We start from the raw sequence: 25,343 nt of genomic DNA on the forward strand, positions 1-25,343 counted from the left end.
CCGTTCGCGCTTGGCGCGGCCTGCGGTTCGCGTATGATCTGCGCCTGCGCAGGCGGGTGTAGCTCAATGGTAGAGCAGGAGCTTCCCAAGCTTAAGACGAGGGTTCGATTCCCTTCACCCGCTCCAATCCGCCGTGCTCAGGGACGCCGTCCGAACAGGCCGCGCAGGATGTCTTCGGACCGGCCGAGCGGATTGCGCCGGAAGCCGCGTTCCTCTTCGCCGACATAGTGAAAGACGCCGTCGAGTGCCCGTGTCACGGCGAAGTCGGTCACCTCGCCCCGCAGGCCGGTGGCGAGCGAATTTCCGCGCGAGCGCCCGAACAGGCGGCCAATACCTGACCGGTTATCCGAGACCAGCGAAGCCGCGCTGTCGAGCGCCGCATAGGCCCCAGACTGCGCCAGCGTGGTTTCCATGGGCGGACGCAACAGGCGTCCCAGCGGGGCGGCCGTTTCCCGCTCGAGATAATCGGTTGCCGCCGTATCGCCGCCGCGCAAAATGCCGATCCCGTCCGAGAGGCTGAGATTGCCGATAGCGCCGGTCACCAGATCGCGAGCCGCCGGCATGACGCTTTCCGCCGCCCGGTTCATGCGCAATTCGAGGTCGTCAAGCGGTCCGGCGAGACCGAGCGGCTGAAGGCGGCGCTGGGTCGTCCCCAGGATGCCGGGCAGCGGTATCCGGACAATCGAGTCTGCGAAAAAACCGTTGTGCCGCCCGAGCCGGTCAGTCGCCGCCCGTGTTGCGGCAGTCAGCATCTGGCGGATACCCGAGGCGCTATCGAGCTGGGCAAAGGCAGAGGGTGCAACGCCGAGGGCTGCCAGTGTTGCAAGGACGTGGCGGCGTGTGGGCATGGTGAAAGTCCGTTGTTTTCTGGCGATGGGAGATAGCCTAACCGATTGTTGTCAAACAGGCGACCGGTCGTCCCCGGGCCGGCAAGAACCGAAAAGCATTAGGCTTTCCCGGTCATCGCGTTAAGGTGAGTATGGTGGACCTGGGGGGACTGCATGAATATCGGGAATTTCAGTGAGATCGTGACGGCGGTTGCCAGCGTTGTCATGGCTCTGTCGGTCGTGATTGCTGCAATTCAGCTTCGCATCAGCCGGGAAAACTGGGTCACTGAAAACAAGCGGCTGAAAAAGCAGGCCGCGATCGATGCCGCGAAAATCTACATCGACAACAAGCGGCCAGAGACCGATCTGATGCTGCAATTCGTGAACAATGCCTGCCACATCAACAGCCGTATCATTCAGGACATCGAGAAATTCCATGTGCCACAGCTACCCGTGGCCTTGCTCGACGATGTGCGCGGCTGCGTCGAATTCTATGATCGCGATGCCGTTGGCGGATTGGGTGAAAATGACGGCTTGATCACCGGCCTCAATCCTAAGCACATCATTCAGCTGCGTTGGCTGATGATTGATTATCTCAACACACTGGAGACCGTACTGGTTTACTGGTGGCAAGGAACGGCCAATGAAGCCCTGCTCGAGCACGAGTTTTCTTTCCTGCGGTCGGAGTCCGACAGTGCCCGCCCTGTCCGGCATCTCGTCGAGGCCTTCGGGGAAAACAATTTTCCTGCAATCAACGCTTTTCTCAAGGCGGGAGCCCGGCGACAGGCTCCCGAACCGGAATTTCACTGACACCGGCAGCTAGAACCGCGCCACGCCGCGCCCGGTTTCGATCCCGAAGAGATTGACGACATGGGCCGCGAGTAGAATCACGAATACACCGGCGGTCAGGGCGATGATCGTCCAGGGTATGAGGCGCGGACCCTTTGCCGGATCGGGAGCGGCTTTCGTACGCCAGGCCGCGAAGGCGAAGACCAACGTGCCCGCCGCCATGAGCGCAATCGTGAGTTCGAGGGACATGGCAGGTCCGGGGCCGCTGAAAATCCGTGTTCGGTCTTGGCCCAGAAATAGGGCTTCACCCGTAACTCCCGCAAGGCGCAAAACGCGGCGATGGTCTGCAGGGGCCAGTAGAGCGGCATGCGCGCGAGGTCGACAAGCCGGACCGGTATGCCCGCGCGCAACGCGCCACTCGCGGCGCACGCCATCGCGGCACCATACCCGGTGGCCAGCAGGGCCAGGCCTGTGACGGGCAGGTGGCCGGCGGCGAGCCCATAGGCAATCATCACGAGGCAATAGACGGCGGCCGGACCGTGCAGCAGGGCCGACAGGACGGTGGCTCCCAACGTCAGGTTCAGACCCGCGACCGCACGCAGCCCCGCCGCAGACGCCAGCCTGCGCGGGTCGCGCATATGCACGGCCCAGGTCTGGGCGTGTCCTTTCAGCCAGCGCGTACGCTGTTGCAGCCAGGGCCGGAGGCGTTCGGGGGCCTCCTCCATCGTCATCGGGGCGATGACGTCACTGCGATAGCCGTGCGCGGCGAGCCGGAAGCCCAGGTCCGCGTCCTCGGTGACATTGTGCGGGTCCCAGCCCCCGACGGTTTCCAGCGCCGCGCGGTCGAAGTGATTGCTGGTCCCTCCCAGGGGCAAGGGCAGGCCGAGCCGCACAAGCAAGGGCAGGATGGCGTGAAATTGCGCGGCGTATTCGAGGGCAAACTGGCGGGTCAGCCAGTTGCGAGGCGCATTGTACCAGTTCAGCGGAGCCTGCAGGCAGGCGAGACGGGGGCCGGCGGCGGCAAAGGCTTCCGCGGCCGCGCGCAACTGGCCGGGCGCAGGGCTGTCCTCGGCATCATAGACGGTCACGATACGGCCGAGCGCAAAGCGCAGCGCATAGTTGAGCGCGCGCGGCTTGGTGCGCGGATGGCCCGGCGGCACGCAAACCGTCTCGAACCGGTGACGCAGCTGCAGGCTTCGCGCCGCGGCCAGCGTTTCGGAGTCATCGGCTTCGACCACGATCTTGATGTCGAGCTTGAGGGCCGGGTAATCGATCCGTGACAGGCTTCGCAGGAGCTGGGGCAGGACCCGGGCCTCGCGATAGACCGGTGCGAGTATCGTGATGACGGGCAAGTCGCGGTCGGCCAGCTCGCGGCGCGGGGCCCATTGGGGTGGCAGAATTGCTGCGGTTCCGCGCAGGGCGACCAGGCAGGCCAGCAGGACCAGGCCGAGCGTGGCAAGCCCCTGTAGGGCGAGCGGGGACCCGGCCGCAACAAGGCCACACCAGATCAATGGAGACGCGAGCGCAATCCGTTGCCTCAGGGGAAAGCCGGTCGCTGCCGACGCGTCAGGCTGCCGCCGCAACAGTCCGTTGGCCGCATCGTCTGCCCAGTGCGCGCGGAGCGCAAGGCCTTGCGAACCGGCAGCAAAACTCCGTCCACCGTCGTCCATGCCGGAACGCCGCCTCCCCATTCACCAGTGGCCGGGGACAATACCGGCAGAGGTTGTAAAAAGCGAATCAGAACCCGTGGCGCGAAGGGTCAGCCTTTGGGATTGTGGATTGCGACCAGGCCGGCCCGGCCCAGTCCGGGACCGTCGACGGTAAATACCGTGACGGCCGACGTGGGGTAGCCATCGGGCATGCGATGGCCCGCACCAGCATCGAAGGCCAGGTCCAGGGCGAGCGTGCCGATTCCCGGATTGTGGCCCACGAGCAGGACGCAGTCGGTTTCAGCGAGGGCTTCGGCGGCGGCTCGGCGCAGGAAGTCAGGTGAGGCGTGGTATAGCGCCATTGGACTGTGACGCGGCGGATCCCCGATCAGCGGGCTCATTGCCTGAAAGGTTTGCAGCGTCCGCGCTGACGGAGAGACCAGCGCCAGGCCAATGGCGATCCCGCTGGTGGCAACGGCTTCGCCAGCCTGGCGCGCATCCTCGAGCCCGCGCGGAGTCAGGCCCCGTTCGAAGTCGTCGTCCGCGTCCATCCGGTCGATGGCCTTGGCGTGGCGGACGAGAATGAGGTGGGCCATGGGCGGATCTCGGATTAAAAAGCGGAAAATCGTAACGCTGGAGGGTTGAACACGGTGCCTCTTACCGCCACCTGTCTACCGCGCTAGCATCTTATGCCCCCCGCTTCAAAGGAGAGAATGATGGGTCTGCTTCTCGGCGATACCGCCCCCGACTTTCAGGCTGAGACCAATGAAGGTCCGATCAGCTTCCACGACTGGATTGGAAAGGACTGGGTGATCTTCTTCTCCCACCCGGCCGACTACACGCCGGTGTGCACGACCGAGCTGGGCTTCACCGCCAAGCTGAAGGACGAATTCGCCAAGCGGGGCGCGAAAGCCATCGCGCTCTCCGTCGACAGCGTTGAGGACCACAAGGGCTGGATCAAGGACATCGAGGAGACGCAGGGCGTCGCGATGAATTTCCCGATCATCGCCGACGTCGACCAGAAGGTCTCCGACCTCTATTCGATGATCCACCCCAATGCGAACGCCAAGGTCACGGTGCGCTCGGTCTTCGTGATCGACCCGGACAAGAAGATCCGCGCCATGATCGTCTATCCGCCGAGCGCTGGCCGGAACTTCAATGAAGTCCTGCGCCTGCTCGATTCGCTGCAGCTGACCGATGGCTACAAGGTCGCCACCCCGGTGAACTGGGAAGACGGCGATGACGTGATCGTGGTGCCGACGCTTTCGGATGAAGAGGCCGACAAGCTCTTCCCGAAGGGCTACAAGAAGATCAAACCCTATCTGCGCACGACGCCCCAGCCGAACAAATAGGCAATGGGCACCTTCGCGGAACGAGACAGGGAGGCGGGAAACCGCCTCCCTTTTTCTTTGGGCGAATATTTAATCCAGCGTGCGGCGATAGCGGGTCAGCGCAAGCGTGGCGATAACGCCAAAGATCACCGCCAGCGGCCAGAGATCATTCCAGACATCGGACAGCCCTGCGCCTTTCAGCATGATTTCACGCACCGCGCGGATGAAATGCGTTGTCGGGATCGCCTCGCCGATCGTGCGGGCCCAGGTCGGCATGCCGTCGAAAGGGAACATGAAACCGGACAGGAGGATGGACGGCAGGAAGACGAAAAACGTCATCTGCATCGCCTGCATCTGGGTCCGCGCCAGTGTCGAAAACAGGAAGCCGAGCGACAGGTTCACGAGGATGAAGAGGCTGACCGCCAGGAGAAAGGCGAGCGGGTTGCCCAGAAAGGGCACGCCGAACAGGAAGCGCGCCGCGGCCAGCATCAAGACGACCTGGATGAAGCCGACCAGCACATAGGGTGCGATCTTGCCGGCCATCACCTCCAGCGGGCGGGTCGGCGTGGCGAGCAGGGTTTCCAGCGTTCCGCGTTCGGCCTCCTTGGTCAGGGCCATCGAGGTCATCATCGCCATCGTCATGGTCAGGATCACCCCCAGAAGGCCCGGAACGATATTCATCGCCGTGCGGCCTGCGGGGTTGTAGCGGCGGTGGATGACGGTCTCGACCGGTGGCGCGCGGGCTTCGCCGGTCACGGTTTCGACCGCTCTGAGCACGATTTGCGGGAACGCCCCGGTGCCGGCCCCGGCGGCGACGGGGTCGGACGCATCCACATCCAGGAGGACCTGCGGCCGGTCACCGCGCGCCAGATCACGTTCGAAATTGGCCGGGATGACGACGGTGAAGATCACCTCGCTATTGGTCAGCGCGCGGTCGGTTCCCGCCTGGCTGTCGACCTGGCCGACAATTTCGAAATAGTCCGAAGCCTCCATCGCCTGGACGATGGCGCGGGTCGCTGGCCCGCTGTCGCCCGCCTCGATCAGCGTCGGCAAATGACGCGGATCGGTGTTGATCGCGTAGCCGAACAACAACAGCTGGACGAGCGGGATGCCGACCATCATCGCGAAGGTCAGCCGGTCGCGCCGCATCTGCACGAATTCCTTCGAGAGGATCGCGCCAATGCGGGAGAAAGTGGCCGACACGCCCATGTCAGAAATTGTCCTTCGCGCCGGTCATCAGCCAGATGAAGGCTTCTTCCAGGCCCGTCTTGGCTTCGCTGACGTCGAAATCGGGGTCGTCCCGCCAGGGCCCGATGGCGCGCTCCAGCGCTGGCCTGTCGCGGCCACTGACATGGAGCGCCGAGCCGAAGCGGGCGATCTGGTCGACGCCGGGCGCAGCGGCAAGCGCGTCATAGACCGGGGTCAGCCCCTTGCCCTCGATCCGCCAGGTGGTGAGACCGACCTCTTTGGGGATGTCGGCGGCGGGCGCGTCGATCAGTTTCCGCCCATAGGCGATGAAAGCGATGAAGTCGCACTGCACCGCCTCGTCCATGTAGTGGGTCGAGACCAGCACCGTGACGCCCTCGCGGGCAAGGCGGCGGATGCGGTCCCAGAAATCGCGGCGGGCTTTGGGGTCGACGCCTGCGGTCGGTTCATCAAGCAGAAGCAGGCCCGGGGAATGGATCGAGGCCGCCGCGAGCGCGAGGCGCTGTTTCCAGCCGCCGGAAAGCTGGCCAGCAAGCTGTTTCGCGCGCGGGGCCAGATCGTATTCCTCCAGCACCGCATCGACCTTGGCCTTGCGATTGGGGAGGGCGTGAAGCCGGGCCATGAAGTCGAGATTTTCCCGGACGGTCAGGTCTTCATAGAGCGAGAAACGCTGGGTCATATAGCCGACCCGCGCCTTGATCTCGCGAGCCTCGCGCATGATGTCGTATCCGAGCGCCGTACCGCCGCCCGCGTCGGCTTTTAACAGGCCGCACATCATCCGGATCGTCGTGGTCTTGCCTGACCCGTTCGGGCCCAGAAAGCCGTAGATCGAGCCCTTCGGGACCTGCATCGAAAACCCGTCGACGACGGTCTTGTCGCCGAAGCGCTTGGTCAGGCCGTGAACATCGATAACGGCGTCTGTCATGGCGTGGCGCGAGCCCGCAGCGGCGTTCCGGGCGGCGGCGGATCGCCGGCAAAACGCACTTCGGCGCGGTAGAGCAGTCGGTGGCGCTCATTGTCGGAATAGAGGATGGGCGCGGTAAATTCCGGCTCACCGGCGATGAAGACGATCTCGCCGTCCATCGACTCCGGACAGCCGTCACAGGAAAGGGTCAGGGACGATCCGACCCGCAATTGCCCGAGGCCTTCCTCGGGCAGGAAGATGAGGCCGTGGACCGCGCCCTCGGCGAGGAAACGCAGCACCGGCGCGGACGGTCCGGCGAGTTCGCCTTCATAGCGCAGCTGGCGTTCGATGCGCCCGTCCGACGGAGCGGCAACCTGACGCCGGGCGAGCTGATCTCGTGCGCGGTCCAGTTCGGCCTCGGCGGCGGCGATGTTGGCGGCGAGTGCGCGCAACTGGTTCTCGCGGGCGGGCAGCTGGGCCAGCGTCAGACGTTCGCGCAGCTCGCCAACGCGCGCATTGGCGCTGGCGGCGGCGGCCTCGGCATCGTCGAGCCGGGCGCGCGGAATGATGCCGCGTCCGAAGAGCTCACGGGCGCGAGCGAGGTCTTCACCGGCCTGCGTCTGTGTGGCGCGGGCTTGAGCGAGCTGGTCGCGTGCGGCGGCGATTTCCGGTTCGCGCCCGCCGGCGGCGGCATCGTCGAATTGCGCTTCAGCGGCAGCGAGGCGGGCCTCAGCGGCGCTGACCGCAAGTGTTTCCGCTGTATCATTGACCCGGAAGAGCAGCGTGCCGGCCGCGACGGTATGGCCTTCGCCGGCGAGCACTTCGGTGATCGTTCCGGGCGTTTCAGGCGCGAGCAGGCGGTAGTCGCCCTCGGCATAGCCATAGAGCGTATCATCGGGGGCGTCGCTGCACGCGGCGAGTGCGAGACAGGCGAAAAAGACCAGCAACCGTTTCATATTTCCTGTCCCTCCCGGGGCTTGAGGCCGTTTAAAACAATGTCGGCGATCGCTCCGGCCATGTCGGCGGGATCGGTGTCCGGGTCGTCCTCGGCCTGAAAGACCGTGGTCAGCAGCATGTGGGCGATGACCGGACCGGCGAAGGCGCGCATCGCCGCCTCGGCCTCGACAGGACGGAATACGCCTTTTGCCACACCGGCTTCGAGCAGGGCCCGCATGGTGCGCCGCCCGGTATCGATGACATGGGCGCGGTAGTGTGCGGCCAGCTCGGGGAAGCGCTGGGCTTCAGCCAGGACGAGGCGCGGGGCCGCCGACACGTTCTGGTCCGTCATGGTGGTGAGGATCATCGTCAGTACGGCGCGGTACGCCGCTTCGGGGTCAGCCGCGCCACCGGAAGCGACAAGGCGTTCACTGGCGCTCGCCAACGCACCGGCTGAGCGCTCGACCAGCGCGTTCAGCATCGCGTCCTTGGATGAAAAATAGAGATAGATGGCCCCCTTGGAGAGGCCCGCGCGTGCCGCGATGTCCTCTACCCGCGCGGCGGCAAAACCGTTCTCGGTGAAGACGGCGAGCGCAGCGTCGAGGATTTCCTCGGGCCGGGCTTCGGGACGGCGGCGTTTGGCGGGGGTGCGGCTCATGATTCCATACTAACTGACCAGTCAGTCAGTAACAAGATGGAGCGGGTGACTTCATGGGCTGAAGACGTTGTCATCCCGGCCGGGCCGCCTGGCGGCCGGAGCCGGGACCCTGAACATGTGGCTCCCGGTTTCAGGTCCCGGATCGGCTTCGCCGTCCGGGATGACAACTTTCAGAGCGCGGCCAGCCTGGATCCCTGCTTTCGCCGGAAAAACCCGGACTCTCCACTCTGTCACCACAGTTTCGACGCCTCCCGAAATCGGCGTCAGCCGATGTCCGGGATCCAGATTGCCGGGGCTGGACCCCGGTCCTGGCTCCGCCAGACCGGGGCACGTCAGATGGCATTTCCATCCGCCCCGGACCCCGTTCCGGGGCCGGCCGGTTGGTGACAGGTTTGGCGCGGGTGACGCTCGTGTAAGAGCTTTAACTGCTAGGTGCTTCCTGCGACTCCGGTAGGTCCCGGCATCCGCGCCGGCGCGGGGCCGGGACGGTCTAAAACTCTGAAGACAAGGGGCGTGCCTTCGGGAACACGCCCCCGAGCTTGTGCCCTTCGACAAGCTTGACGTCCTCACCGGCACACCAAATCGGCCCAAATCGCCTACCAGGGGTTCAAACCGCGGCCCATATCGGGTGCAATGGCGGTTCGCAGCGCCATTTCGAGGGGAGATGTCATGACCGCAGCACAAGCGGCCAACGGAAATTTTCGGCCCGGCACATACCGGCTGAGCCTGGTCAGCCCGGTTGTCACCGAGCATTTTCTGGTCACGTCGCGACGAGCCAGCGCCTATCGCGCGCGCCAGGGCGAGGCGGCGGCCAAGCTGCAAAAGGCGGTGAAGGACAGCTATGACGTCCTCATTCCCGAAACCCCGCACGAGCCGCCCGCGGCCTCGCGTGGCGATCATTCCCGGCCCGTCGGATGGACAGACTTTGGCGGTCAGCCACGCACGCCCTACGCCTTTCTGCGCCTGGCTGCACGCGACTGTTCCGACCGTTTCGAAAAGGACGGGCTGACGGCGCGCTGTGTCGGGCGCTGGTACAATATCCACGATTTCGGCGCGCTGGTGTTTTGCTGGACGTTTGATATCGACGCCCCTGAGGGTGCCAGCACCAGGGCGCTGCGCAGCTTTGCCGACTGGCTCGCCGACGTGGCTCTGCCAGACAAGGTCTCGGAGGAGGCCCGCGACATCACCGAGCGGGTGAACAAGGCCCTGCCGGCCATGACCGACAAGCGGGTGCGCGACCAGATCGAGCATCTCGACGATGCGACCGAATGGGACTTCAAGCCGGTCTCGGTCCACCGGGTGTGGAATTTCGACCCGCAGGAAACCCCCGAAGGCGGGTTTGCGGCGCTGCGCCCGCTCGTCGAGGTGTCCACCGCGGACGGTTTCCAGCCGGTCGAGGTTGGCCCCGGCGCGCTGGCCTATGCGGGCTATATGAATTCGGTCCTGGTCGCGTCCGGCGAGGCGCGCGAACGCTATTCACCCGTGCCGCTGATCGCCTATTACGGCTATGCCTATGCGACCATGCTGCTGCTCGATGAACGGCTGTTTTTCGCTTCGGAGCGTTTCCTGAGCAAGACCACGAATTCCAACGGCGGGACGTTAAAGGGCGCAAAGGCCCGGCAGATGCGCGAGCGTCTGAACATCTTCCGCGACATGACGACCTTTTTCCTGCACCGCCATCATGACGAGCTCGGCGTTATCAAGCCGTTTGAACGCCAGTTGTGGAGTCAGCTCATGTCGAGCTGGCGGTTCGAAGCGCTGGCGACCGATCTCGAGCACAAGCGCGACTTCCTCAACGAAATCTATGACCAGGCCGCCCAGCGTGCGCAGGAGCGCCTGGCGATGATCACCAATGTGGTGTTTGGCGTGCTCACCTCGCTGACCCTGATCTCGGTGATCGGGGACCTCGCCTGGTTCTTCCGGGGCGATGTCGGGGAAACCCTTGTCGACAATGAACCCTGGCGCTGGATCTGGGCCGGTTCCGCGCTCGCGGCCACCGGACTGGGCGTGATGATCGTCTATCTCACGCGGTCGAAAAACATGTGATGGCGGCCGGTACGGTCACTGCGCTGGGCGTTCAGGGGCTCGGCCTTGCCGGCTTCGCGCTGATCCTTGCCTCGACGCGGGCGCGGACCAAGCGCACCTTCCTGGTACTGGATGCGGGTGGGGTGGCGCTCGTCGCGGCGCACTATCTGGCGCTGGGCCAGATCGCCGGGGCGGCCTATTCGCTCCTTTATGGTGTCATGGATGTCGCGGCGCTTTACCTGCGGGGGACCCGGGCGCGGTTTCTGCCGATCGGGGCGCTGGTCTTCATTGCCGGCGGCTGGATCGTGTCGGGTCTGGCCCCGCTCGCCGCGCTTGCCGCCGCCGGGTCCGCTCTGGCTGTGCTGGGCCGGTTCGCGCGCGGACTGACCCGCACGCTCCTCTTCGTGGCGGCCAGCACGACCTTCTGGGGGCTCTATGGCGTCTTCGCCGGCTCCTGGCCGCAGATCGCCTTTTCCACCGCCTATGGCGTTCTGGCGCTCTGGCGTGTCGGGCGGGTGGTGTACCGGCTGCGGCGGCGGGGGAACGCCCCCTCCCATTGACGCAACACTCAGCCCGGCCTAACTCGCGCTGGTCCCGGGGGCATGGCAGAGTGCCTTGCCCGGACCCTTAAACCGCTACACGAGACGGACTTCTCCCATGACCACCGCCGCATCGCTCGCCGCAGACGCCAAGGCCTGGCCCTTCGAACTCGCGCGCGCGGTCCTCAAACGGTTGGAAAAGTCCGGCATGCAGGGCGGGGCGGTGATCTTCGAGACAGGCTACGGCCCGTCCGGCCTGCCGCATATGGGCACGTTCGGCGAGGTCGCCCGCACCTCGATGGTGCGCCACGCCTTCCGCGTGCTGACCGATGATGCCTATCCGACCAAGCTGATTTGCTTTTCCGACGACATGGACGGCATGCGCAAGGTGCCGACCAATGTGCCGGAACAGGAGATGCTGCACCAGCATATGGGTAAGCCGCTGACCGATGTGCCCGACCCGTTCGGGACCCATGACGGCTTTGCCCAGCACAATAATGCGCGTCTGCGTGCATTTCTCGACGGGTTCGGCTTTGACTACGAATTCCTGTCCGCGACGGAGTGTTATCGCTCGGGCCGGTTTGATGACGTGCTGCTGCGGGCGCTGGAAAAATTCGACGACATCATGGGCGTTATGCTGCCGACGCTGGGCGAGGAGAGGCGCAAGACCTACTCGCCCTTCCTGCCGATCTCGCCGACGACGGGCCGCGTGCTTTACGTGCCGATGAAGGCGACCGATGCCAAGGCCGGGACGATCACGTTCGAGGACGAGGACGGCAGTGACGTGACGATGCCGGTGACCGGCGGGCATACCAAGCTGCAGTGGAAGCCCGATTTCGGCATGCGCTGGGCTGCGCTTGGCGTCGATTTCGAGATGTTCGGCAAGGACCACCAGACCAATGCGCCGATCTATTCGCGCATCTGCAAGATCCTCGGCGTCGAGCCGCCCGTGCAATACGTTTATGAGCTCTTCCTCGACGCGGTCGGTGAGAAGATTTCCAAGTCAAAAGGCAATGGCCTCTCGGTCGAGGAATGGCTGCGCTATGGCACGCCGGAAAGCCTGTCGCTTTATAATTTCGCCAAGCCGCGCGTCGCCAAGCGGCTGCATTTCGACGTCATCCCCAAGGCGGTCGACGAGTATTACCAGCACCTCGCCGCCTTTTCCGGACAGGACGCGGCCAAGCAGCTGGAAAACCCGGTCTGGCACATCCATGACGGCCATCCGCCGGCCGACGTGCCGCCGATCAGCTTTGCGATCCTGTTGAACATCGCCTCGGTGGCGAGTGCGAAGGACAAGGCCACGCTCTGGGGCTTCATCTCGAAGTACGCGAAGGGCGCGACGCCGGAAAGCCATCCGGTCCTCGACGGGCTCGCGGAACGCGCGGTCGCCTACTACGAGGACTTTATCGAGCCGGAGAAATCCTACCGCCCGGCCAATGATCTCGAACGCGCCGCGATGGAAGATCTCAAGGCCCGGCTCGCCGCACTTGATCCGGCCGAGAAGGACGCAGAAACCATCCAGAACGAGGTCTATGCGGCGGGCAAGGCCCAGTCCTTCGACAATCTGCGCGACTGGTTCACTGGTCTCTATGAAGTGCTGCTGGGGCAGAGCCAGGGGCCGCGCTTTGGCGGCTTCGTGGCGATTTACGGCATCCCGGAAACCATTACGCTGATCGACAGCGCGCTGGCCGGTGAGCTGGCCTCCTAGTCCGAAATTTTACACTCCATGTAAAAAATACTGGACACGATGATTGCGCCCTCCTATATCCGGATGTGTCAAACATATTGAACATGAGGTCAGGAGAGATTGACATGAGTTTCCACGAGAAGAGCAATATCGCCATGCTCCTCATCATGCTGGGCGTGTACGGTGTTTATTTCGGCGGTGCGGTGCTGGGCATCCTCACGGCGGACGTGCCGCCCGAGGAAGCGCTGGCTGCGACCAACGCCACGATGATCATCACGGTCGTCGCGGTCGTCGGTCTCGCTATCGTCGCGCACATCCTGATCGCCATCATGAAGCCATCAGAAGCCGACGACAGCCGCGATGAGCGCGACAAGCTGATCGAGATGCGTGGCGACCAGCGCGGCGGCGTGATCCAGAGCGTGGTCTCGCTCGGCGCACTGGCGCTGGCCATGCTGGGTCAGCCGGTCTGGCTGGTTGCCAATGCGATCCTGGCCGGACTGGTTGCCGGCGAACTCGTCAAGGCGGTGTCGAAGCTGATCGACTACCGCCGGGGGGTGTAAGGGCGATGGCCAAACCGACAAAAATCACCAACGACATCCGCCGGCTTCGCTTCGAAGCCGGTGAGATGACCCAGGCCGAACTGGCCGAGAAGACCGGCGTGACGCGCCAGACCATCATCGCCATCGAGCAAGGGCGGTATTCGCCCTCGCTCGAAGTGGCGTTCCTGATCGCCCGGGCGTTCGGCGTGCCGCTGGATGCGGTCTTTCAATACCCGGACTGACGGGCCTCCCGGCGCGGTATCAGGCCGCGTCGGGATAACGTCCGAAATGTGTGCTCAGCGCATAGCGCAGGCGCGGGTCGGGTTCGGCAAAGGCTTCCGGGCTGGGAAGCGCCGGGGCTTCGCGCAACGTCTCGACAGGCACGTTAAGGACACAGCGGTCCGTGGCCGGATCAAAGCTCAGCGTTTCCCACGGCACGGCATAGAGGCGCTCGCCGATCTCGCTGGGGCGGTCCAGCGCGATGAGGACGTAGAGCACCTTGCCGGACGCGGCTCCGACAGCGACATCTTCGAGAACGCCCAGCTTGCGGCCGGACGGGCTGACGATGTCGATTCCATGCAGGGAGGTGGCGGTGAAGGTTCGGGGGAGGATGGACATGGCGGCGGTCCTTTCTGGAGTCGCATGACCGGTTCTTTGTCGGGGCAACTGACCTGCCCGAGGGTAGAACGCCGCTGATTCCATGATGGTTCCGTGACCCAATCATGTCCGGATTATGATTGTTTGCCTGCCATGCAGTCGAGTTGAGGACTGCTCTACTGACTGGCCCAGACCACACGGGCCATCCAGGCCAGTTCACTCACCCTGATCCGCCGGTCTTCATAGTCCGGATTGAAAGACCGCAAGATGATGTGGTCGGGGCGCAGCACGGATAATTCCTTGACCATGACCTCCCCGGCGAGCGTCTTGACGACAACCCGATCGCCACGACGCGGGCTTTCATTGGGGGCCACCACGATCCTGTCGCCCGGGCGGAACACCGGCAGCATGGACTCGCCCGAAATTTCCAGCGCATAGGCGTGGGTGTCCTCGACGCCTGGGAAGGTCACCTCCTGCCAACCCTGGCCGACTGGGAAGCCGGCATCGTCGAAGAATCCGTCAGCCCCTGCCTGGGCAAAGCCGATCAGGGGTACGCTGCGCCCGATGGCGGCACCGGTTGCCAGCGCGGCAAAATCCTCAAAGGTGACACGCACGGCCGCCAGTGCCTTGGCGAGGCTCTCGGTCGACGGCCAGCGCAGGCGGGATCCCCGGTCGATGACTCGCTTTGACGGATTGAACGTCGTCGGGTCCAGTCCGGCGCAGCGTGCGAGACCTGACGGCGTCAATCCGGCGCGCGCCGCCAGGCGATCAACACCGGTCCAGACCTGGGCGTGGGTCAGCATGCAACCCCTCCGCTAATTAGTGCATACTGCTACCATAAAGGAAATAATTCCTCTCTGCCAAGGTCCCGTTGCCAGTGCGTGCGGCTTGCGCCGTGACAGCGGCGGGGCTACCCAGATTGATATGCGCTCTGACCCGCCCCCGCTTGTCTACCGCCTTGCCGTGCCATCCCGCTGGGCCGAAGCAATGCAGGCTGGCAAGTTCACGGGCGAAGCTGATGATGCGCGCGACGGATTCATCCATTTCTCGACGGCCGATCAATTGCCCGGCACGTTGGAAAAGCACTATTCGGGCCATGACCGCCTCGCGCTTGTGGAAGTCCCGGTCAGCGAATTGGGCGACGCTCTGAAATGGGAAACCTCGCGCGGGGGCGATCTGTTCCCCCATCTCTATGGCGATCTGCCAATGCTGGCCGTGGCGACAGTTCGCCTGATCCGGCGTGGCGAGGATGGTGAATGGACGCTGCCGAGCGAGATTTTCGAATGAGCCAGCTGGACGATCTGGGAATGAAAGTTCTGCGCGCGCTTCCGCCTGAAGCCGCGCATACGGCCAGCCTTCTGGCGCTGCGCGCAGGTCTGGGACCGCGCGACCGCGATGTCCGTGATCCGATCCTGCAAACGCGCCTTGCCGGCATAGACCTGCCGAACCCGGTGGGGCTGGCGGCCGGCTATGACAAGAATGCGCAGGTGCCGGATGCGCTTCTGGCGATGGGCTTCGGCTTTGTGGAATGCGGCGCTGTCACTCCGCGCCCGCAACCGGGCAATCCCAAACCGCGCCTGTTCCGCCTGACGCCGGATCAGGCGGTGATCAACCGGATGGGGTTCAATAATGACGGGCTGGCGCAGATCGCCACACGGCTGCGGGCCCGTACCGGAAAACCCGGTGTCGTCGGGATCAATCTCGGGGCCAACAAAGCGAGCGAGGACAGGGCCGCCGACTATGTCGAGTCCATCCGGGCGCTCTCCGGGTCGGTCAGCTTCTTCACGGTCAATATCTCCTCGCCCAACACGCCGGGCCTGCGCGCCCTGCAATCGAAGGCGGCTCTCGACGCTCTGCTCAAGCGGGTCCGTGCGGCGAAAGCGACTGCACCGGTCTTCCTGAAAGTCGCGCCCGACCTCACCGATGCCGATCTCGCCGACATCGTGGTTTCGGCCACCGAGTGGAAGATCGATGCGCTGATCGTGTCCAACACGACAATTGACCGGCCTGAAACCCTGCGCAGTGCGGACCGCGGCCAGGCGGGCGGCCTGTCCGGGCGGCCCCTGTTCGAGCGCTCAACGGCGCTGCTGCGCGATTTCGCGAAAGCCGCACCCGGCTTGCCTCTGATTGGTGTGGGCGGGGTCGAGGATGCGGCGACGGCGTATGCGAAGATCCGGGCTGGCGCGAGCGCGATCCAGCTCTACTCCGCGCTGGTCTACAAGGGGCCGGGACTGGTCCCGCAGATCAAGCGCGGCCTGGCCGAGCGTCTGAAGGCGGACGGGTTCACGTCGGTGTCCCAGGCTGTCGGCGCGGGTCTCTAGCACGACCGTGTCATCCCGGACGCGAAGCGATCCGGAACCGGCCGACTCCCCCACCCCAACCCTCCCCCGAGGGGGAGGGAGTCTTGGCGCTAATCCCTCCCCTTTCAGGGGAGGGCAAGGGTGGGGTGAAAACTGGCGTTTCCCGTATTTGGATACCCCGCATAAAGCGGGGTATGACGCCGCCAAATCGCACCCTTACGACAACCGTTTCTCCAGCGCCGGATACTGCACGGCCAGCGCGCTGGCCCGCGCGAGATAATAGATCAGGAACGCCATCCAGACGCCGTGATTGGCGTAAAGCGGGGCGAGCACGAAATCCGCGGCGAGATAGACCAGCACGGCTGCGATGGCAGCGTTGCGCAACATCGCGCCGCGCGTCGCGCCAATGAAGATACCGTCGAAGATCCACGCCATTGCGCCCAGGAAGGGCACTGCTGCGCAGTAGGGCAGGAAGGTGATCGCCGCCGTCCGGGCGGTCTCATCGGCGATGACGAGCGTCAGCGCCTCGTCGCCCCAGGCCCAGGTCAGAACCGCAAAGACCGCCCCCATGGCCAGCGCCTGTTCGGACGCAAAGCGCAGCGCGCGCCGCAGGGCGGCGACGGACTTGCGCCCGAAGGCGCGACCGGCTTCGGTTTCCGCAACGAAGGCGAAGGCATCAAGCACGAAGGCCCAGACGGTGATGACCTGCAACAGGACGTGGTTGCCGGCGAGCGCGGCCGTGCCCTGTCGCGCCCCGGCATTGGCGAACCAGGTGAAGCCGATGATCATCGTCCAGGTGCGCAGCATCAGGTTCAGGTTGACGTCGACGAGCTGTTTCAGCGCCTCGCGGTCGAGCAGCGCGGCGCGGGTGAAGACCGCGTCCCGCCAGCCGCCGCGTGCCGCGACAATGCGCAGGATGAAGACGAGACCAACGGCGAGGCCGGTCCATTCCGCGATTGCGGTCGCAGCACCCACGCCGCCCGGCCCATAGCCGAGGCCCAGCACGAACCAGATATCAAGGACGATATTCACGGCGCTGATGACGGCGTGGATGATCAGGGTCTCGGTCGAGCGTCCGAGACCGATGAGGAAACCGGTCAGGGCGAAAACGCCAAATGCGCCGGGGGCACCCCACGAGCGGGCGAAGAAATAGGCCGCGCCTTTCGCTTCCACGCCCGGCTCTCCCTGCAGGATGGCAAAGCCGAGCGATGCGACCGGGCCGCGCAGGAGCAGGACAGCAAGGCCGATCAGTCCGGCGAGCACGAGCGCACGGACGAGCGAGCGCTGAACTTCGGTTTCATTGCCCGCACCGTCGGCTTGCGCGGTCAGGCCGGTCGTGCCCATGCGCAGGAAGTAGAAGCTCCAATAGAGGATGTTGAACAGTGCTGCGCCGAGCGCCACCCCGCCGAGATCGCCGGCATCGCCCGAGAGCCCGAGGACGAAGGTGTCGACTACGCCGGCCAGCGGCACCGCCGCATTGGCGAAGACCAGCGGCCAGGCGCGCAACAGCACGTCCTTGCGGGTGAGGGCGACGGGATCCATGGCACGAGCGCGTATCCCGCGCCCGGAGGCGACGCAAGGCGAATCCGTCCTATATGATGGGCCGAAGCAAGATCGCGAGAAAAAAAGGCCCGCCCATGATCCGCAGCTATGCCGCATTCGAACCCAAGGGAACGCTCAAACCCCACGAATTCGATCCCGGTCCGCTGCCTGCCGCCGAGGTGGAGATCGCAGTGGAAACCTGTGGCCTCTGCCACTCGGACCTCTCCCTCATCAATGACGATTGGGGGATGAGCGAATATCCGCTGGTTCCGGGTCACGAGATCATCGGCCGCGTTGTCGAAACCGGGGCGGGTGTCACGCACCTCTCCAAAGGTCAGCGCGTGGGTGTGGGCTGGTTCGCCCATTCCTGCCTGACCTGTCAGCACTGCATGAGCGGCGATCACAATATGTGCGGGCAGGCGAGCGGTGTCGCGGCGTCCTGGAACGGGCGCACGGGCGGTTTCGCTGACCGGGTCCGGTCACAGGCGGCCTGGGCGGTGCCGTTGCCTGAAGGCGTGGACGCCGAGAAGGCCGGGCCGCTCTTCTGCGGCGGGATCACCGTCTTCAATCCGCTGGTCCAGTACGGCATTCGACCCACGGACCGCGTCGGGGTAATCGGGATTGGCGGGCTGGGCCATCTGGCGCTGAAATTCCTGAAAGCCTGGGGCTGCGAGGTGACGGCGTTTACGTCGTCTGACAGCAAGGCGGATGAGGCGCGCGGCTTTGGCGCGCACCGGGTGGTCAACAGCCGTGACAAGGCGGCGCTGAAGGCTGAAGCCGGGCGCTATGACCTGGTCCTCTCGACCGTCAACGTGCCGCTGGAATGGTCGAGCTATATGGCGGCCCTCGCCCCGCGCGGCCGGCTTCACATGGTCGGCGCGGTGCTCGACCCGATGGAGATTTCCGCCTTTTCGCTGATCGGCAAGCAGAAGGATGTGTCCGGCACGTCAGTCGGCGCACCGTCGACCATCGCGACCATGCTCGACTTCTGTGCCCGCCACGGCATTACCGCCCAGACCGAGCACATGAAGATGTCGCTGGTGAACGAGGCCATCGCTCATCTCGAGGCCGGCAAGGCGCGCTACCGCATCGTGCTGGAGAACGACTTCTAGCCAAACGATGAGCCGCCTGCCGATCGTCCATCACCCGGCCTATACCGCGACGGCTCTGCCGCCGCGCCACCGCTTTCCGATGAGCAAGTACGAAGGGCTGGCCGCGCTTCTGGTCCAGGAAGGACTGGTTGCCGGGATGGAGGGCTATCACGAACCCATCGCCGCTCCGGCAAGCTGGCTGGAGATGGGTCATGACGCCCGCTATGTCGCGGCTGTTCTTGATGGCACGCTCACCGACGCCGAGCAGCGCAAGATCGGTTTCAAGGTGACTGAGTCCATTGCCCTGCGCTCGCGCATGTCGGTCTCTGGCACGCTGCTGGCCGCGCGGCTTGCGCTGGAACATGGTCTCGCGGCCAACACGGCGGGCGGCAGCCACCATGCCCGGCCGGGCGAGGGGGCGGGCTTCTGCGTCTTCAACGATGTGGGTATCACCGCTTCGATCCTGCTGGCCGAAGGGGTGGTCTCGTCCATTCTTGTCCTTGATCTCGATGTCCACCAAGGCGACGGCACGGCGCGGATTTTCGAGAACGAACCGCGCGTCTTTACCTGCTCGATCCATTGCGAGCAGAACTGGCCGCGCCGCAAGGCGGTGAGTGATCTCGACATTGGTCTGGAGAAAGGCACGGGCGACGAGGCCTATCTTGCGGTGCTCGCCGACACGTTTCCCGCGCTTCTGAACACGGTGAAGCCGGACCTCGTGTTCTACAATGCCGGGGTCGATCCCCATGCGAATGACCGGCTCGGCCTGCTTTCACTGAGCGATGAAGGACTGGCGCGGCGCGAAGCCTATGTCGCCCAGACCGCGCTCGCGGCTGGTGTGCCGCTCTGCGGCGTGATCGGCGGAGGCTATGGCGAGGACCCGATGGAGGTCGCCGCCCGCCACGCCGTGATGTTCCGGGAATTTGCCGCGCTTATGTGAGACTGCACGCTCCGTTCGCGCATTTGCGGCGCGGCCGGTAGGGGGCGAGGAAACGGTAGATCGCGTCAAGCGGCTTTCGGATCGGCCAGGGCCGTGTGATCGCGGCGAGCCAGCCCATGCCGGGGCAGCGTTCCCAGATAGCGATGAAGGCGTCCCAACCGGTCAAGAGCGTCCCGTCCTGGAGGCGCAAATGCAGCGCATCCAGCGCGGCCTGCCGGTCAACGTCGCCGGGAATGTCGCCATTCACGTCTTCAAGGATGACCCGCCCCTGTCCGCGGCGCTCATAGAGTTTCATCTCGTGAACGCACAAGGGACACGCACCGTCATAATAGGCAATGACCGGATCGGTTTTCATGGGAAGGAGAATAGGGCGGCCGGCGGTATCGGCCATGCGGCAATCTTGCACAGCAATACATTACGGATGGGGCGTCTGCCCATCGCAATCCGGAACCCGATCCCGGGTCAGCCTGTTTCCGTTCGTGAAAGGGGCCTGTGATGTATCTCGAAAAAATCAAAACCGATGGCCTGTCCCACTTGTCCTACATTCTCGGTTCAGACGGGCAGGCGGCCGTGATCGATCCCCGGCGGGACTGTGACATCTATCTGGAGCGTGCCCGTGCCCGGGGACTGGAAATCACCCACATTTTTGAAACCCACCGGAACGAAGACCTGATCTCCGGGGCTCCCGCGCTGGCCGCCCAGTGTGACGCGAAAATCCTGCACGGCTACGACCCCAAAGCCCCGGTCGCCTATGCCGACACTGCCCGCGAAGGGGACCGGTTTTCAATCGGGCAATTGCGCCTCGAGATCCTCGAGACGCCCGGTCACACCGATGACCATATCGCCATCGTCATTCACGATACCGCCCACGATGATGGCGCGGTGGGGGTATTTACGGGCGATGCCCTGTTCGTCGGTGATGTGGGCCGCACCGACTTCTATCCTGACCGAGCGGAGGAGGTAGCCGGCCTGTTATTCGATAGCCTGCGGAAAATTCTCGCATTGGGGGACCAGGCCATCATCTACCCGGCCCACGGGGCCGGATCGGTCTGTGGTTCGGCCATGGCGGAACGGGAGTTTTCCACCGTCGGTCACGAGCGGCAGAACAATCCGAAACTGCAGATCGCCGAACGGGACGCATTCGTTCGGGAGAAGCTTGGCGAAGTGCATTACCAGCCGCCCTATTTCCGGCTGATGGAGCGGGCAAATGTCGAGGGTTGGCCGGCCGCTCCGCGTGTCCTGGCTCCGCGGCCGCTGACTCTCGACAGGCTGGACGCTGTCGATTGCGATGTGCGTGTGGACGTCCGAGATCCCGAGAGTTTCGCGGCCGGTCATCTTCCCGGATGCGTGTGCCTGCCCAAGGACATGATTCCGGCTTTTGCCGGTTGGTTCATCAAGGAAGGCCAGCGTGTTGCCCTGATCGCCAATACCGAGACGGACTTGCGGGTGGCGATGGCCCATCTGGTCCGGATGGGGCTGGACGACGTGGTTGGCGGCTATAGTAGCGTCATTAACGCCATCGCGGCGGGTCATGACTTCCGGTCATTGCCAACCATTGGCACCGAACAGGTCCGCGAGCGGCTTGAGGACAACCGGGACACGTGGACACTTCTCGACGTCCGTGCAGCGGACGAGGTGAAGGAGAACCGGATCGAGGGGGCGGCCCACATCTATGCTGGCGAGCTCAACGAGGCGTGGACCGATCTCGATCCCGGCCGGGCCTATACCGTGATGTGTGCGAGCGGAAAACGAGCTACGATTGCAGCCAGTTGGCTGGCCTCGAAAGGCTTTGGCTCTGTCGATATCTATCTCGGTTCGATGGGAGCCTGGACGGCCGCTCAAGACTAGCGAATGCCGAAACGTTCAACCCGCCGGCTTGATCAGGAAGTGGCCGTGCAGGCTGGCGACCGGCGCGTCACGGCGGCCCTGCCAGGCCTCGGCGCGGATATTCGCGACGCGGGCACCGGCCCGGCCGATGAAGGCGCGGGCGTAGACGTCCTCGGGCCGTGCGGGACGGAGATAGTCCACGGCCACGTCGATGGGTTTGGGCAGGCGAGCGAGCGGCTGGGAGGCCAGCAGGGTCGCCGAGGCGATGACTTCGAGAAAGGCCCCGACTGCACCGCCATGCAGTGCGGGAACAAGCGGATTGCCGACGAGATGTTCCGCGTACGGCAGGACGCCGGTCAGCTCGTCACCCTTGCGTTCGAAGCGGATGCCGAACTTGGCAACATAAGGTGCAGCCAGGAGTGTCTCGATCAGGGCTTCGCTCATGACATCTGCCCCGTTTCGATGGCCTTGCGGGCCTTGGCGGCCGCTTCGCTGGACGGACGTGTCACCATGAAGGCGGCCTGGGCACTGGCGACGGGATCAGACTCGTCCCCGTCATGGGCAATGGCCCGGACAAAGGCGATCAGCCCGTGGGCGCGGACGCATTCGGCCTCGGCGACGACGTCCTTGCCCGGTTCGGCGGGACGCATGTAGTCGATCCGCAGATCCAGCGTGGCGGGCGTGTCATTGGCACCCAGTCCGGAAAAGGCGGCAATACCGCAAGCATGGTCGAGCAGAGCTGTCACCACGCCGCCGTGCAGGACGCCGGTCTCGGGGTCGCCGACGAGGTCTGTGCGGTAAGGTGCACGCATCTGGGCATTGCCCGGCCCAAGGCCTTCGAGCGTGAAGCCAAGCGCCATGGCGTGCGGCGAACCGTCCACGAGCAGCGGTGCGAGGCGGTTCAACAATTCCTGGAGGCTTTCGGCCATGGGCGGGATGTCCTGTCGGCGGGCGATATACCCTACCTAGCCCCGCTGCGTGCGGTGTGCCAGTGCGCGCGGACAGCCGGTTTCCGTCAGAGGTTTTTCAGGCGGCGCTGCACCACGGTTTCAAGACCGCGGACGACCGCTTCACCGGTCGCGTCACCGCGATATTTGGCCCGGATCAGCTGGATGATGGCCGCGCGGTGCATCTCGATCACCTCGTCATCGGACGGGGTAAACACCTCCAGCGCCCCAAGATAGCGGTTGAGCGAGACGACGACCCGGCGCGTCAGCGGGCAGCCTTCCGGGGCAACTTCCTCGGCCAGAGCAACGACCGCGTTGCGGGCGGCCGAGAGAGGATCGACGCGACCGGCCCGAACATCTGCCCCGCGCTTGAAGGGCAGGTTGGCGTCCCGCTTCCGCCGGCGGCGGTCAGGACCGTTGAACCGTGTCGACTGGACAAAGGCGCGCGGCTCTTTCGAGCTGGAATCGGCGCGCTGGACAATTGTCGTGGCCGGGATCGGCTTCAGGAGATAGTCGGTCGCGCCCGCATCGCGTGCCAGCTGAATGTCGCGGCGGCGCTGGCGATTTGTCAGCACGATCAAGTGGGCGGCACGGACCTCGTGGTCTTCCTGCTCGCGGACCTGGCGAATAAATTCGAGCTCGCGCCGGTCTTCGTCGAACGGCGACCAGTCTGCGAAGATCAGTCCGGGGCGCTCCGAGACAGCAGCGGCGAGGGCCTCCTTCGGGTCCGCGGTGGAGATAACGGGCGCGGCGGTATGGTCGCGTAGCACGCCAGTCAGGAGGCGGCGCATAAGCGAACCCTGTTCCAGCACGATGGCGGGACGATCACGCCAGCTATCGACGCTATCGCGCTCCAGAATGTGCAATGCCGCCGACGAACCCATATCGCCCCTCCTTTGCGTGGGAACGGGTAATACGGTAAATGGCAAGCAATTTCATGCAGAAAGCGGATTTAGGCTAAACGTTTTCCTAACGCGACCGCTTGTTGAAGGCGCTGATGATCCGCCAGACGATCCAGATCGGAACCACCAGTATTGCGCCCAGGATCAGGTAATCGATTGACCAGCGGACCAGATCCGCAGACAGGTCAATGAACTCGCCCCAGGCTTCATAGATCGTTCCGAAAAAATCGACCCACAGGCGGCGAGGGTCGACCCGGAAAGCGGCGAGCACCAAACCGGCGATTATGCTTAAGAGCACAAGCCGGATCAGGTCGCCGGGCGTAACCCTAACGAGACGCTCGATGAAGGAACGCGGGCGCTGGGTGGGCATTTCGCTGGACGTATCGTTGCGCGGTTCTGTCATGGGGCCGATCGTCTTTCCCTATCATGGCGCAAAAAGGGCCAATCCGCCGCTTTAGGCGTCCTTGTGGATTTCCACCTGGTGGGGGTAGGGGATTTCAATGTCGTTGCGGTCAAAGGCCTGTTTGACCTGCTTCCACATTTCCCACTTGATCACCCAGTGATCGGCCGTCGCGGCCCAGACACGGGCGCTGATGTCGATCGAGGATGCGCCGTGACCGACCACCACAACAACAGGTTCCGGGTCGGCATGCACGCGTTCATCGGCCGTTATCACGTCGCGGATGACGCTGATCGCCTTGTCGATGTCGTCGTCGTAGGAGATCGAGAACGTCCAGTCGATGCGCCGGGTCGGGTTGGCCGTGTAGTTCATGATCACCTGACCCCAGGACTGGGCGTTGGGGACGATCACCTTCACGCCATCGACCATGGCCAGCTCGGTGGTGAAGAGATTGATGTCCTTCACCGTTCCGGACGTTCCGGCGATGTCGACGAAGTCGCCGAACTTGTAGGGACGGAAGAAGACGATCATCACGCCGGCGGCGACATTCGACAGCGTTCCCTGCAAGGCGAGGCCAATGGCCAGGGCGGCAGCACCGATGGCGGCGACCAGGGACGTGGTCTCGACGCCAAACCGGTTCAGTACGGCGATGAAGACGATGACCAGGATGCCATAGCGCACGAGGTCGGAGAAAAAGGCGGCAATCGTTTCGTCGATCCGGTCGCTCTTGAGCATCAAGCGTTTGACGTTGCGCTTGATCAGGCCAGCAACAAGATAGCCCACGATCAGGATCAGCAGGGCCAGCGCGACATTGACCGCGCCGCGGGTCCCGGTCTGGACCAGTTGCGTGATCAGCTCTTCGTTGAAGATGGATTCCATGTTCATCGGCGGTCCCGAACGGCAGAAGTGATAGTCAGCTCTGGTCCGCTAGCTAGCATTCCCGGGCCCTGAGTCAAACCGGACTAGGGACGGGCCTGGCCATCCGGGAGCGGATATATGTCGACGCTGTCAATCAGTGTTCCGGGCCGATATTGAGCGGTCTCGAAGTGTTCAGCGCCTGTCGACAGGTCATAGAAGCCGGCGAACTGTTCCACTTCATCGCGTGACGGGGTGAACAGCCAGTTCTCCGGTGCGTGGGCGAAGCGGATGAATTCGCGGGATTCATTCGCATAGCTGAAGGACAATGTGGCCGGACCCAGAACCGCCTCGGCGTCGGCCAGGCTGACACCGGGGCCGATCCCGTCCGGCGTCCGGAAACGCGGGTCAGCGGTCGTCAGATAGGCAATCCCATGATCATCGGTCAGGCTCTCGGTCATGTACACGACGGCGCAGACGGACGGCGTCTCTTCTCCGGTGGTGCATAGCGCCGACAGGTCGACCATGAAGTCGGGGTCGAACTCCAGCCCTGTATCGCCGGCCGCGCTACGGAATTCGCCAATCGTCATGCCAGCGCGGTACGGGCCGAGACCGTCCAGTGTGATGCGATGGGCGGGATCAACAGAATTCGCGTCGCGCTGCAGAGCGGTATCGGCGGCGGCTTCCGCGATGTGCCCGAGGGCCGCATCGTCGCTTTGTTCGGGAGCACAGGAAGCCAGGACGAACCCGGCCGCCAAAAGTCGTGAAATCGTCATTTCACCCTTCGCCCTCTCAGGCCGACATTGTCAGACCAGATGCCGGAAGACGGTGTCGTTCCGGCTGAAAAACCCT

The 25,343-nt window shown here is 64.4% G+C and carries 29 protein-coding genes and 1 tRNA gene; 13 read left to right on the top strand and 17 right to left on the bottom strand.

Annotated features, from left to right (window positions below; all coding sequences use genetic code 11):
• Nucleotides 1-52 precede the first annotated feature (52 nt).
• Nucleotides 53-126 (top strand) — tRNA-Gly (locus V0U35_RS04210).
• An 11-nt stretch (nt 127-137) separates the two neighbouring features.
• On the opposite strand, the gene V0U35_RS04215 is transcribed toward V0U35_RS04210, so the two are convergent.
• Nucleotides 138-848 carry a DUF4197 domain-containing protein gene (locus V0U35_RS04215; RefSeq protein ID WP_330195405.1) on the bottom strand — a complete coding sequence of 237 codons (711 nt, stop codon included), beginning with the start codon at nt 846-848 and terminating at the stop codon, nt 138-140.
• 153 nt (nt 849-1,001) lie between these two features.
• Here V0U35_RS04215 and V0U35_RS04220 point away from each other — a divergent pair, with 153 nt between their 5' ends.
• Entirely contained in the window at nt 1,002-1,637 is a 636-nt protein-coding gene (locus V0U35_RS04220; protein WP_330195406.1) for a hypothetical protein, read from the top strand.
• Between the two features lie 95 nt (nt 1,638-1,732).
• Here V0U35_RS04220 and V0U35_RS04225 read toward each other — a convergent pair whose 3' ends face one another.
• Complete coding sequence (locus V0U35_RS04225; RefSeq protein ID WP_330195407.1) at nt 1,733-3,286, bottom strand: glycosyltransferase family 2 protein; 1,554 nt, start codon at nt 3,284-3,286, stop codon at nt 1,733-1,735.
• 89 nt (nt 3,287-3,375) lie between these two features.
• Nucleotides 3,376-3,861, bottom strand: coding sequence for a SixA phosphatase family protein (locus tag V0U35_RS04230; protein WP_330195408.1), 486 nt, complete (start codon nt 3,859-3,861; stop codon nt 3,376-3,378).
• 120 nt (nt 3,862-3,981) lie between these two features.
• Here V0U35_RS04230 and V0U35_RS04235 point away from each other — a divergent pair, with 120 nt between their 5' ends.
• Nucleotides 3,982-4,617 carry a peroxiredoxin gene (locus tag V0U35_RS04235; protein ID WP_330195409.1) on the top strand — a complete coding sequence of 212 codons (636 nt, stop codon included), beginning with the start codon at nt 3,982-3,984 and terminating at the stop codon, nt 4,615-4,617.
• Nucleotides 4,618-4,686: 69 nt separating this feature from the next.
• Here the strand turns inward: V0U35_RS04235 and V0U35_RS04240 are convergent, their stop codons facing one another.
• The 4 genes from V0U35_RS04240 to V0U35_RS04255 are packed head-to-tail and all read right to left on the bottom strand — an operon-like array spanning nt 4,687 to nt 8,300.
• Complete coding sequence (locus V0U35_RS04240; protein WP_330195410.1) at nt 4,687-5,805, bottom strand: ABC transporter permease; 1,119 nt, start codon at nt 5,803-5,805, stop codon at nt 4,687-4,689.
• A gap of 1 nt (nt 5,806) precedes the next feature.
• A complete protein-coding gene (locus V0U35_RS04245; protein ID WP_330195411.1) occupies nt 5,807-6,727 on the bottom strand; it encodes an ABC transporter ATP-binding protein in 921 nt (306 codons plus the stop codon).
• The gene (locus V0U35_RS04250; protein ID WP_330195412.1) at nt 6,724-7,662 is read right to left on the bottom strand and encodes an HlyD family secretion protein; all 939 of its coding nucleotides are present in this window, start codon (nt 7,660-7,662) and stop codon (nt 6,724-6,726) included. The genes V0U35_RS04245 and V0U35_RS04250 overlap by 4 nt, the downstream gene beginning before the upstream one ends.
• Nucleotides 7,659-8,300: a TetR/AcrR family transcriptional regulator gene (locus V0U35_RS04255; RefSeq protein WP_330195413.1), complete on the bottom strand. Its 642-nt coding sequence runs from the start codon at nt 8,298-8,300 to the stop codon at nt 7,659-7,661. The genes V0U35_RS04250 and V0U35_RS04255 overlap by 4 nt, the downstream gene beginning before the upstream one ends.
• 669 nt (nt 8,301-8,969) lie before the next feature.
• Between V0U35_RS04255 and V0U35_RS04260 the strand changes: the two genes are divergently transcribed.
• From V0U35_RS04260 to V0U35_RS04280, 5 genes are all read left to right on the top strand, one after another.
• The gene (locus V0U35_RS04260) at nt 8,970-10,346 is read left to right on the top strand and encodes a hypothetical protein (protein ID WP_330195414.1); all 1,377 of its coding nucleotides are present in this window, start codon (nt 8,970-8,972) and stop codon (nt 10,344-10,346) included.
• Nucleotides 10,346-10,885 (top strand): YgjV family protein, encoded by a 540-nt coding sequence (locus V0U35_RS04265; protein WP_330195415.1) that lies wholly within the window; start codon nt 10,346-10,348, stop codon nt 10,883-10,885. Before V0U35_RS04260 ends, V0U35_RS04265 begins: the two co-directional genes overlap by 1 nt.
• A 97-nt stretch (nt 10,886-10,982) precedes the next feature.
• The gene (locus V0U35_RS04270) at nt 10,983-12,572 is read left to right on the top strand and encodes a lysine--tRNA ligase (RefSeq protein ID WP_330195416.1); all 1,590 of its coding nucleotides are present in this window, start codon (nt 10,983-10,985) and stop codon (nt 12,570-12,572) included.
• A 104-nt stretch (nt 12,573-12,676) separates the two neighbouring features.
• Complete coding sequence (locus tag V0U35_RS04275; RefSeq protein ID WP_330195417.1) at nt 12,677-13,111, top strand: hypothetical protein; 435 nt, start codon at nt 12,677-12,679, stop codon at nt 13,109-13,111.
• 5 nt (nt 13,112-13,116) lie between these two features.
• Entirely contained in the window at nt 13,117-13,332 is a 216-nt protein-coding gene (locus V0U35_RS04280; RefSeq protein ID WP_330195418.1) for a helix-turn-helix transcriptional regulator, read from the top strand.
• Between the two features lie 19 nt (nt 13,333-13,351).
• On the opposite strand, the gene V0U35_RS04285 is transcribed toward V0U35_RS04280, so the two are convergent.
• Both V0U35_RS04285 and V0U35_RS04290 read right to left on the bottom strand, forming a co-directional pair.
• Nucleotides 13,352-13,708 (bottom strand): PRC-barrel domain-containing protein, encoded by a 357-nt coding sequence (locus V0U35_RS04285; protein WP_330195419.1) that lies wholly within the window; start codon nt 13,706-13,708, stop codon nt 13,352-13,354.
• Nucleotides 13,709-13,863: 155 nt separating this feature from the next.
• Nucleotides 13,864-14,490 carry a S24 family peptidase gene (locus V0U35_RS04290; RefSeq protein WP_330195420.1) on the bottom strand — a complete coding sequence of 209 codons (627 nt, stop codon included), beginning with the start codon at nt 14,488-14,490 and terminating at the stop codon, nt 13,864-13,866.
• 85 nt (nt 14,491-14,575) lie between these two features.
• On the opposite strand from V0U35_RS04290, the gene V0U35_RS04295 reads away from it, so the two are divergent.
• Both V0U35_RS04295 and V0U35_RS04300 read left to right on the top strand, forming a co-directional pair.
• The gene (locus V0U35_RS04295; protein WP_330195421.1) at nt 14,576-14,974 is read left to right on the top strand and encodes a DUF952 domain-containing protein; all 399 of its coding nucleotides are present in this window, start codon (nt 14,576-14,578) and stop codon (nt 14,972-14,974) included.
• Nucleotides 14,971-16,008 carry a quinone-dependent dihydroorotate dehydrogenase gene (locus V0U35_RS04300; RefSeq protein ID WP_330195422.1) on the top strand — a complete coding sequence of 346 codons (1,038 nt, stop codon included), beginning with the start codon at nt 14,971-14,973 and terminating at the stop codon, nt 16,006-16,008. The genes V0U35_RS04295 and V0U35_RS04300 overlap by 4 nt, the downstream gene beginning before the upstream one ends.
• A gap of 195 nt (nt 16,009-16,203) precedes the next feature.
• On the opposite strand, the gene V0U35_RS04305 is transcribed toward V0U35_RS04300, so the two are convergent.
• The gene (locus V0U35_RS04305) at nt 16,204-17,529 is read right to left on the bottom strand and encodes an MATE family efflux transporter (RefSeq protein ID WP_330195423.1); all 1,326 of its coding nucleotides are present in this window, start codon (nt 17,527-17,529) and stop codon (nt 16,204-16,206) included.
• Between the two features lie 95 nt (nt 17,530-17,624).
• Here V0U35_RS04305 and ahr point away from each other — a divergent pair, with 95 nt between their 5' ends.
• On the top strand, nt 17,625-18,641 hold the full coding sequence (ahr, locus tag V0U35_RS04310; protein ID WP_330195424.1) for an NADPH-dependent aldehyde reductase Ahr: 1,017 nt from the start codon (nt 17,625-17,627) through the stop codon (nt 18,639-18,641).
• Nucleotides 18,642-18,648: 7 nt separating this feature from the next.
• Nucleotides 18,649-19,560: a histone deacetylase family protein gene (locus V0U35_RS04315; RefSeq protein ID WP_330195425.1), complete on the top strand. Its 912-nt coding sequence runs from the start codon at nt 18,649-18,651 to the stop codon at nt 19,558-19,560.
• On the opposite strand, the gene V0U35_RS04320 is transcribed toward V0U35_RS04315, so the two are convergent.
• On the bottom strand, nt 19,553-19,951 hold the full coding sequence (locus V0U35_RS04320) for a thiol-disulfide oxidoreductase DCC family protein (RefSeq protein ID WP_330195426.1): 399 nt from the start codon (nt 19,949-19,951) through the stop codon (nt 19,553-19,555). The two genes, V0U35_RS04315 and V0U35_RS04320, sit on opposite strands and share 8 nt — an antisense overlap.
• Nucleotides 19,952-20,055: 104 nt before the next feature.
• Here V0U35_RS04320 and V0U35_RS04325 point away from each other — a divergent pair, with 104 nt between their 5' ends.
• Entirely contained in the window at nt 20,056-21,408 is a 1,353-nt protein-coding gene (locus tag V0U35_RS04325) for an MBL fold metallo-hydrolase (RefSeq protein WP_330195427.1), read from the top strand.
• A 15-nt stretch (nt 21,409-21,423) separates the two neighbouring features.
• Here the strand turns inward: V0U35_RS04325 and V0U35_RS04330 are convergent, their stop codons facing one another.
• The 6 genes from V0U35_RS04330 to V0U35_RS04355 form a co-directional block, all read right to left on the bottom strand.
• Nucleotides 21,424-21,831, bottom strand: coding sequence for a PaaI family thioesterase (locus V0U35_RS04330; RefSeq protein ID WP_330195428.1), 408 nt, complete (start codon nt 21,829-21,831; stop codon nt 21,424-21,426).
• On the bottom strand, nt 21,828-22,316 hold the full coding sequence (locus tag V0U35_RS04335) for a PaaI family thioesterase (protein WP_330195429.1): 489 nt from the start codon (nt 22,314-22,316) through the stop codon (nt 21,828-21,830). Before V0U35_RS04335 ends, V0U35_RS04330 begins: the two co-directional genes overlap by 4 nt.
• Before the next feature lie 86 nt (nt 22,317-22,402).
• The gene (locus V0U35_RS04340) at nt 22,403-23,218 is read right to left on the bottom strand and encodes a response regulator (RefSeq protein ID WP_330195430.1); all 816 of its coding nucleotides are present in this window, start codon (nt 23,216-23,218) and stop codon (nt 22,403-22,405) included.
• 85 nt (nt 23,219-23,303) lie between these two features.
• On the bottom strand, nt 23,304-23,639 hold the full coding sequence (locus V0U35_RS04345) for a DUF6460 domain-containing protein (protein ID WP_330195431.1): 336 nt from the start codon (nt 23,637-23,639) through the stop codon (nt 23,304-23,306).
• A gap of 51 nt (nt 23,640-23,690) precedes the next feature.
• Nucleotides 23,691-24,515, bottom strand: a complete 825-nt coding sequence (locus V0U35_RS04350; protein WP_330195432.1) for a mechanosensitive ion channel family protein — start codon at nt 24,513-24,515, stop codon at nt 23,691-23,693.
• An 83-nt stretch (nt 24,516-24,598) separates the two neighbouring features.
• Nucleotides 24,599-25,267 (bottom strand): hypothetical protein, encoded by a 669-nt coding sequence (locus V0U35_RS04355; RefSeq protein ID WP_330195433.1) that lies wholly within the window; start codon nt 25,265-25,267, stop codon nt 24,599-24,601.
• Nucleotides 25,268-25,343: the final 76 nt, after the last annotated feature.

Origin of the sequence: Hyphobacterium marinum (assembly GCF_036330325.1) — a bacterium.
GTDB lineage: Bacteria > Pseudomonadota > Alphaproteobacteria > Caulobacterales > Maricaulaceae > Hyphobacterium > Hyphobacterium marinum.

What these genes read in the sequence shown, in the direction of transcription:
- V0U35_RS04215 (WP_330195405.1), bottom strand. Translation starts at nt 848, where the DNA reads ATGCCCACACGCCGCCACGTCCTTGCAACACTGGCAGCCCTCGGCGTT.
- V0U35_RS04220 (WP_330195406.1), top strand. Translation starts at nt 1,002, where the DNA reads ATGAATATCGGGAATTTCAGTGAGATCGTGACGGCGGTTGCCAGCGTT.
- V0U35_RS04225 (WP_330195407.1), bottom strand. Translation starts at nt 3,286, where the DNA reads ATGGACGACGGTGGACGGAGTTTTGCTGCCGGTTCGCAAGGCCTTGCG.
- V0U35_RS04230 (WP_330195408.1), bottom strand. Translation starts at nt 3,861, where the DNA reads ATGGCCCACCTCATTCTCGTCCGCCACGCCAAGGCCATCGACCGGATG.
- V0U35_RS04235 (WP_330195409.1), top strand. Translation starts at nt 3,982, where the DNA reads ATGGGTCTGCTTCTCGGCGATACCGCCCCCGACTTTCAGGCTGAGACC.
- V0U35_RS04240 (WP_330195410.1), bottom strand. Translation starts at nt 5,805, where the DNA reads ATGGGCGTGTCGGCCACTTTCTCCCGCATTGGCGCGATCCTCTCGAAG.
- V0U35_RS04245 (WP_330195411.1), bottom strand. Translation starts at nt 6,727, where the DNA reads ATGACAGACGCCGTTATCGATGTTCACGGCCTGACCAAGCGCTTCGGC.
- V0U35_RS04250 (WP_330195412.1), bottom strand. Translation starts at nt 7,662, where the DNA reads ATGAAACGGTTGCTGGTCTTTTTCGCCTGTCTCGCACTCGCCGCGTGC.
- V0U35_RS04255 (WP_330195413.1), bottom strand. Translation starts at nt 8,300, where the DNA reads ATGAGCCGCACCCCCGCCAAACGCCGCCGTCCCGAAGCCCGGCCCGAG.
- V0U35_RS04260 (WP_330195414.1), top strand. Translation starts at nt 8,970, where the DNA reads ATGACCGCAGCACAAGCGGCCAACGGAAATTTTCGGCCCGGCACATAC.
- V0U35_RS04265 (WP_330195415.1), top strand. Translation starts at nt 10,346, where the DNA reads ATGGCGGCCGGTACGGTCACTGCGCTGGGCGTTCAGGGGCTCGGCCTT.
- V0U35_RS04270 (WP_330195416.1), top strand. Translation starts at nt 10,983, where the DNA reads ATGACCACCGCCGCATCGCTCGCCGCAGACGCCAAGGCCTGGCCCTTC.
- V0U35_RS04275 (WP_330195417.1), top strand. Translation starts at nt 12,677, where the DNA reads ATGAGTTTCCACGAGAAGAGCAATATCGCCATGCTCCTCATCATGCTG.
- V0U35_RS04280 (WP_330195418.1), top strand. Translation starts at nt 13,117, where the DNA reads ATGGCCAAACCGACAAAAATCACCAACGACATCCGCCGGCTTCGCTTC.
- V0U35_RS04285 (WP_330195419.1), bottom strand. Translation starts at nt 13,708, where the DNA reads ATGTCCATCCTCCCCCGAACCTTCACCGCCACCTCCCTGCATGGAATC.
- V0U35_RS04290 (WP_330195420.1), bottom strand. Translation starts at nt 14,490, where the DNA reads ATGCTGACCCACGCCCAGGTCTGGACCGGTGTTGATCGCCTGGCGGCG.
- V0U35_RS04300 (WP_330195422.1), top strand. Translation starts at nt 14,971, where the DNA reads ATGAGCCAGCTGGACGATCTGGGAATGAAAGTTCTGCGCGCGCTTCCG.
- V0U35_RS04305 (WP_330195423.1), bottom strand. Translation starts at nt 17,529, where the DNA reads ATGGATCCCGTCGCCCTCACCCGCAAGGACGTGCTGTTGCGCGCCTGG.
- ahr (WP_330195424.1), top strand. Translation starts at nt 17,625, where the DNA reads ATGATCCGCAGCTATGCCGCATTCGAACCCAAGGGAACGCTCAAACCC.
- V0U35_RS04315 (WP_330195425.1), top strand. Translation starts at nt 18,649, where the DNA reads ATGAGCCGCCTGCCGATCGTCCATCACCCGGCCTATACCGCGACGGCT.
- V0U35_RS04320 (WP_330195426.1), bottom strand. Translation starts at nt 19,951, where the DNA reads ATGGCCGATACCGCCGGCCGCCCTATTCTCCTTCCCATGAAAACCGAT.
- V0U35_RS04325 (WP_330195427.1), top strand. Translation starts at nt 20,056, where the DNA reads ATGTATCTCGAAAAAATCAAAACCGATGGCCTGTCCCACTTGTCCTAC.
- V0U35_RS04330 (WP_330195428.1), bottom strand. Translation starts at nt 21,831, where the DNA reads ATGAGCGAAGCCCTGATCGAGACACTCCTGGCTGCACCTTATGTTGCC.
- V0U35_RS04335 (WP_330195429.1), bottom strand. Translation starts at nt 22,316, where the DNA reads ATGGCCGAAAGCCTCCAGGAATTGTTGAACCGCCTCGCACCGCTGCTC.
- V0U35_RS04340 (WP_330195430.1), bottom strand. Translation starts at nt 23,218, where the DNA reads ATGGGTTCGTCGGCGGCATTGCACATTCTGGAGCGCGATAGCGTCGAT.
- V0U35_RS04345 (WP_330195431.1), bottom strand. Translation starts at nt 23,639, where the DNA reads ATGACAGAACCGCGCAACGATACGTCCAGCGAAATGCCCACCCAGCGC.
- V0U35_RS04350 (WP_330195432.1), bottom strand. Translation starts at nt 24,515, where the DNA reads ATGGAATCCATCTTCAACGAAGAGCTGATCACGCAACTGGTCCAGACC.
- V0U35_RS04355 (WP_330195433.1), bottom strand. Translation starts at nt 25,267, where the DNA reads ATGACGATTTCACGACTTTTGGCGGCCGGGTTCGTCCTGGCTTCCTGT.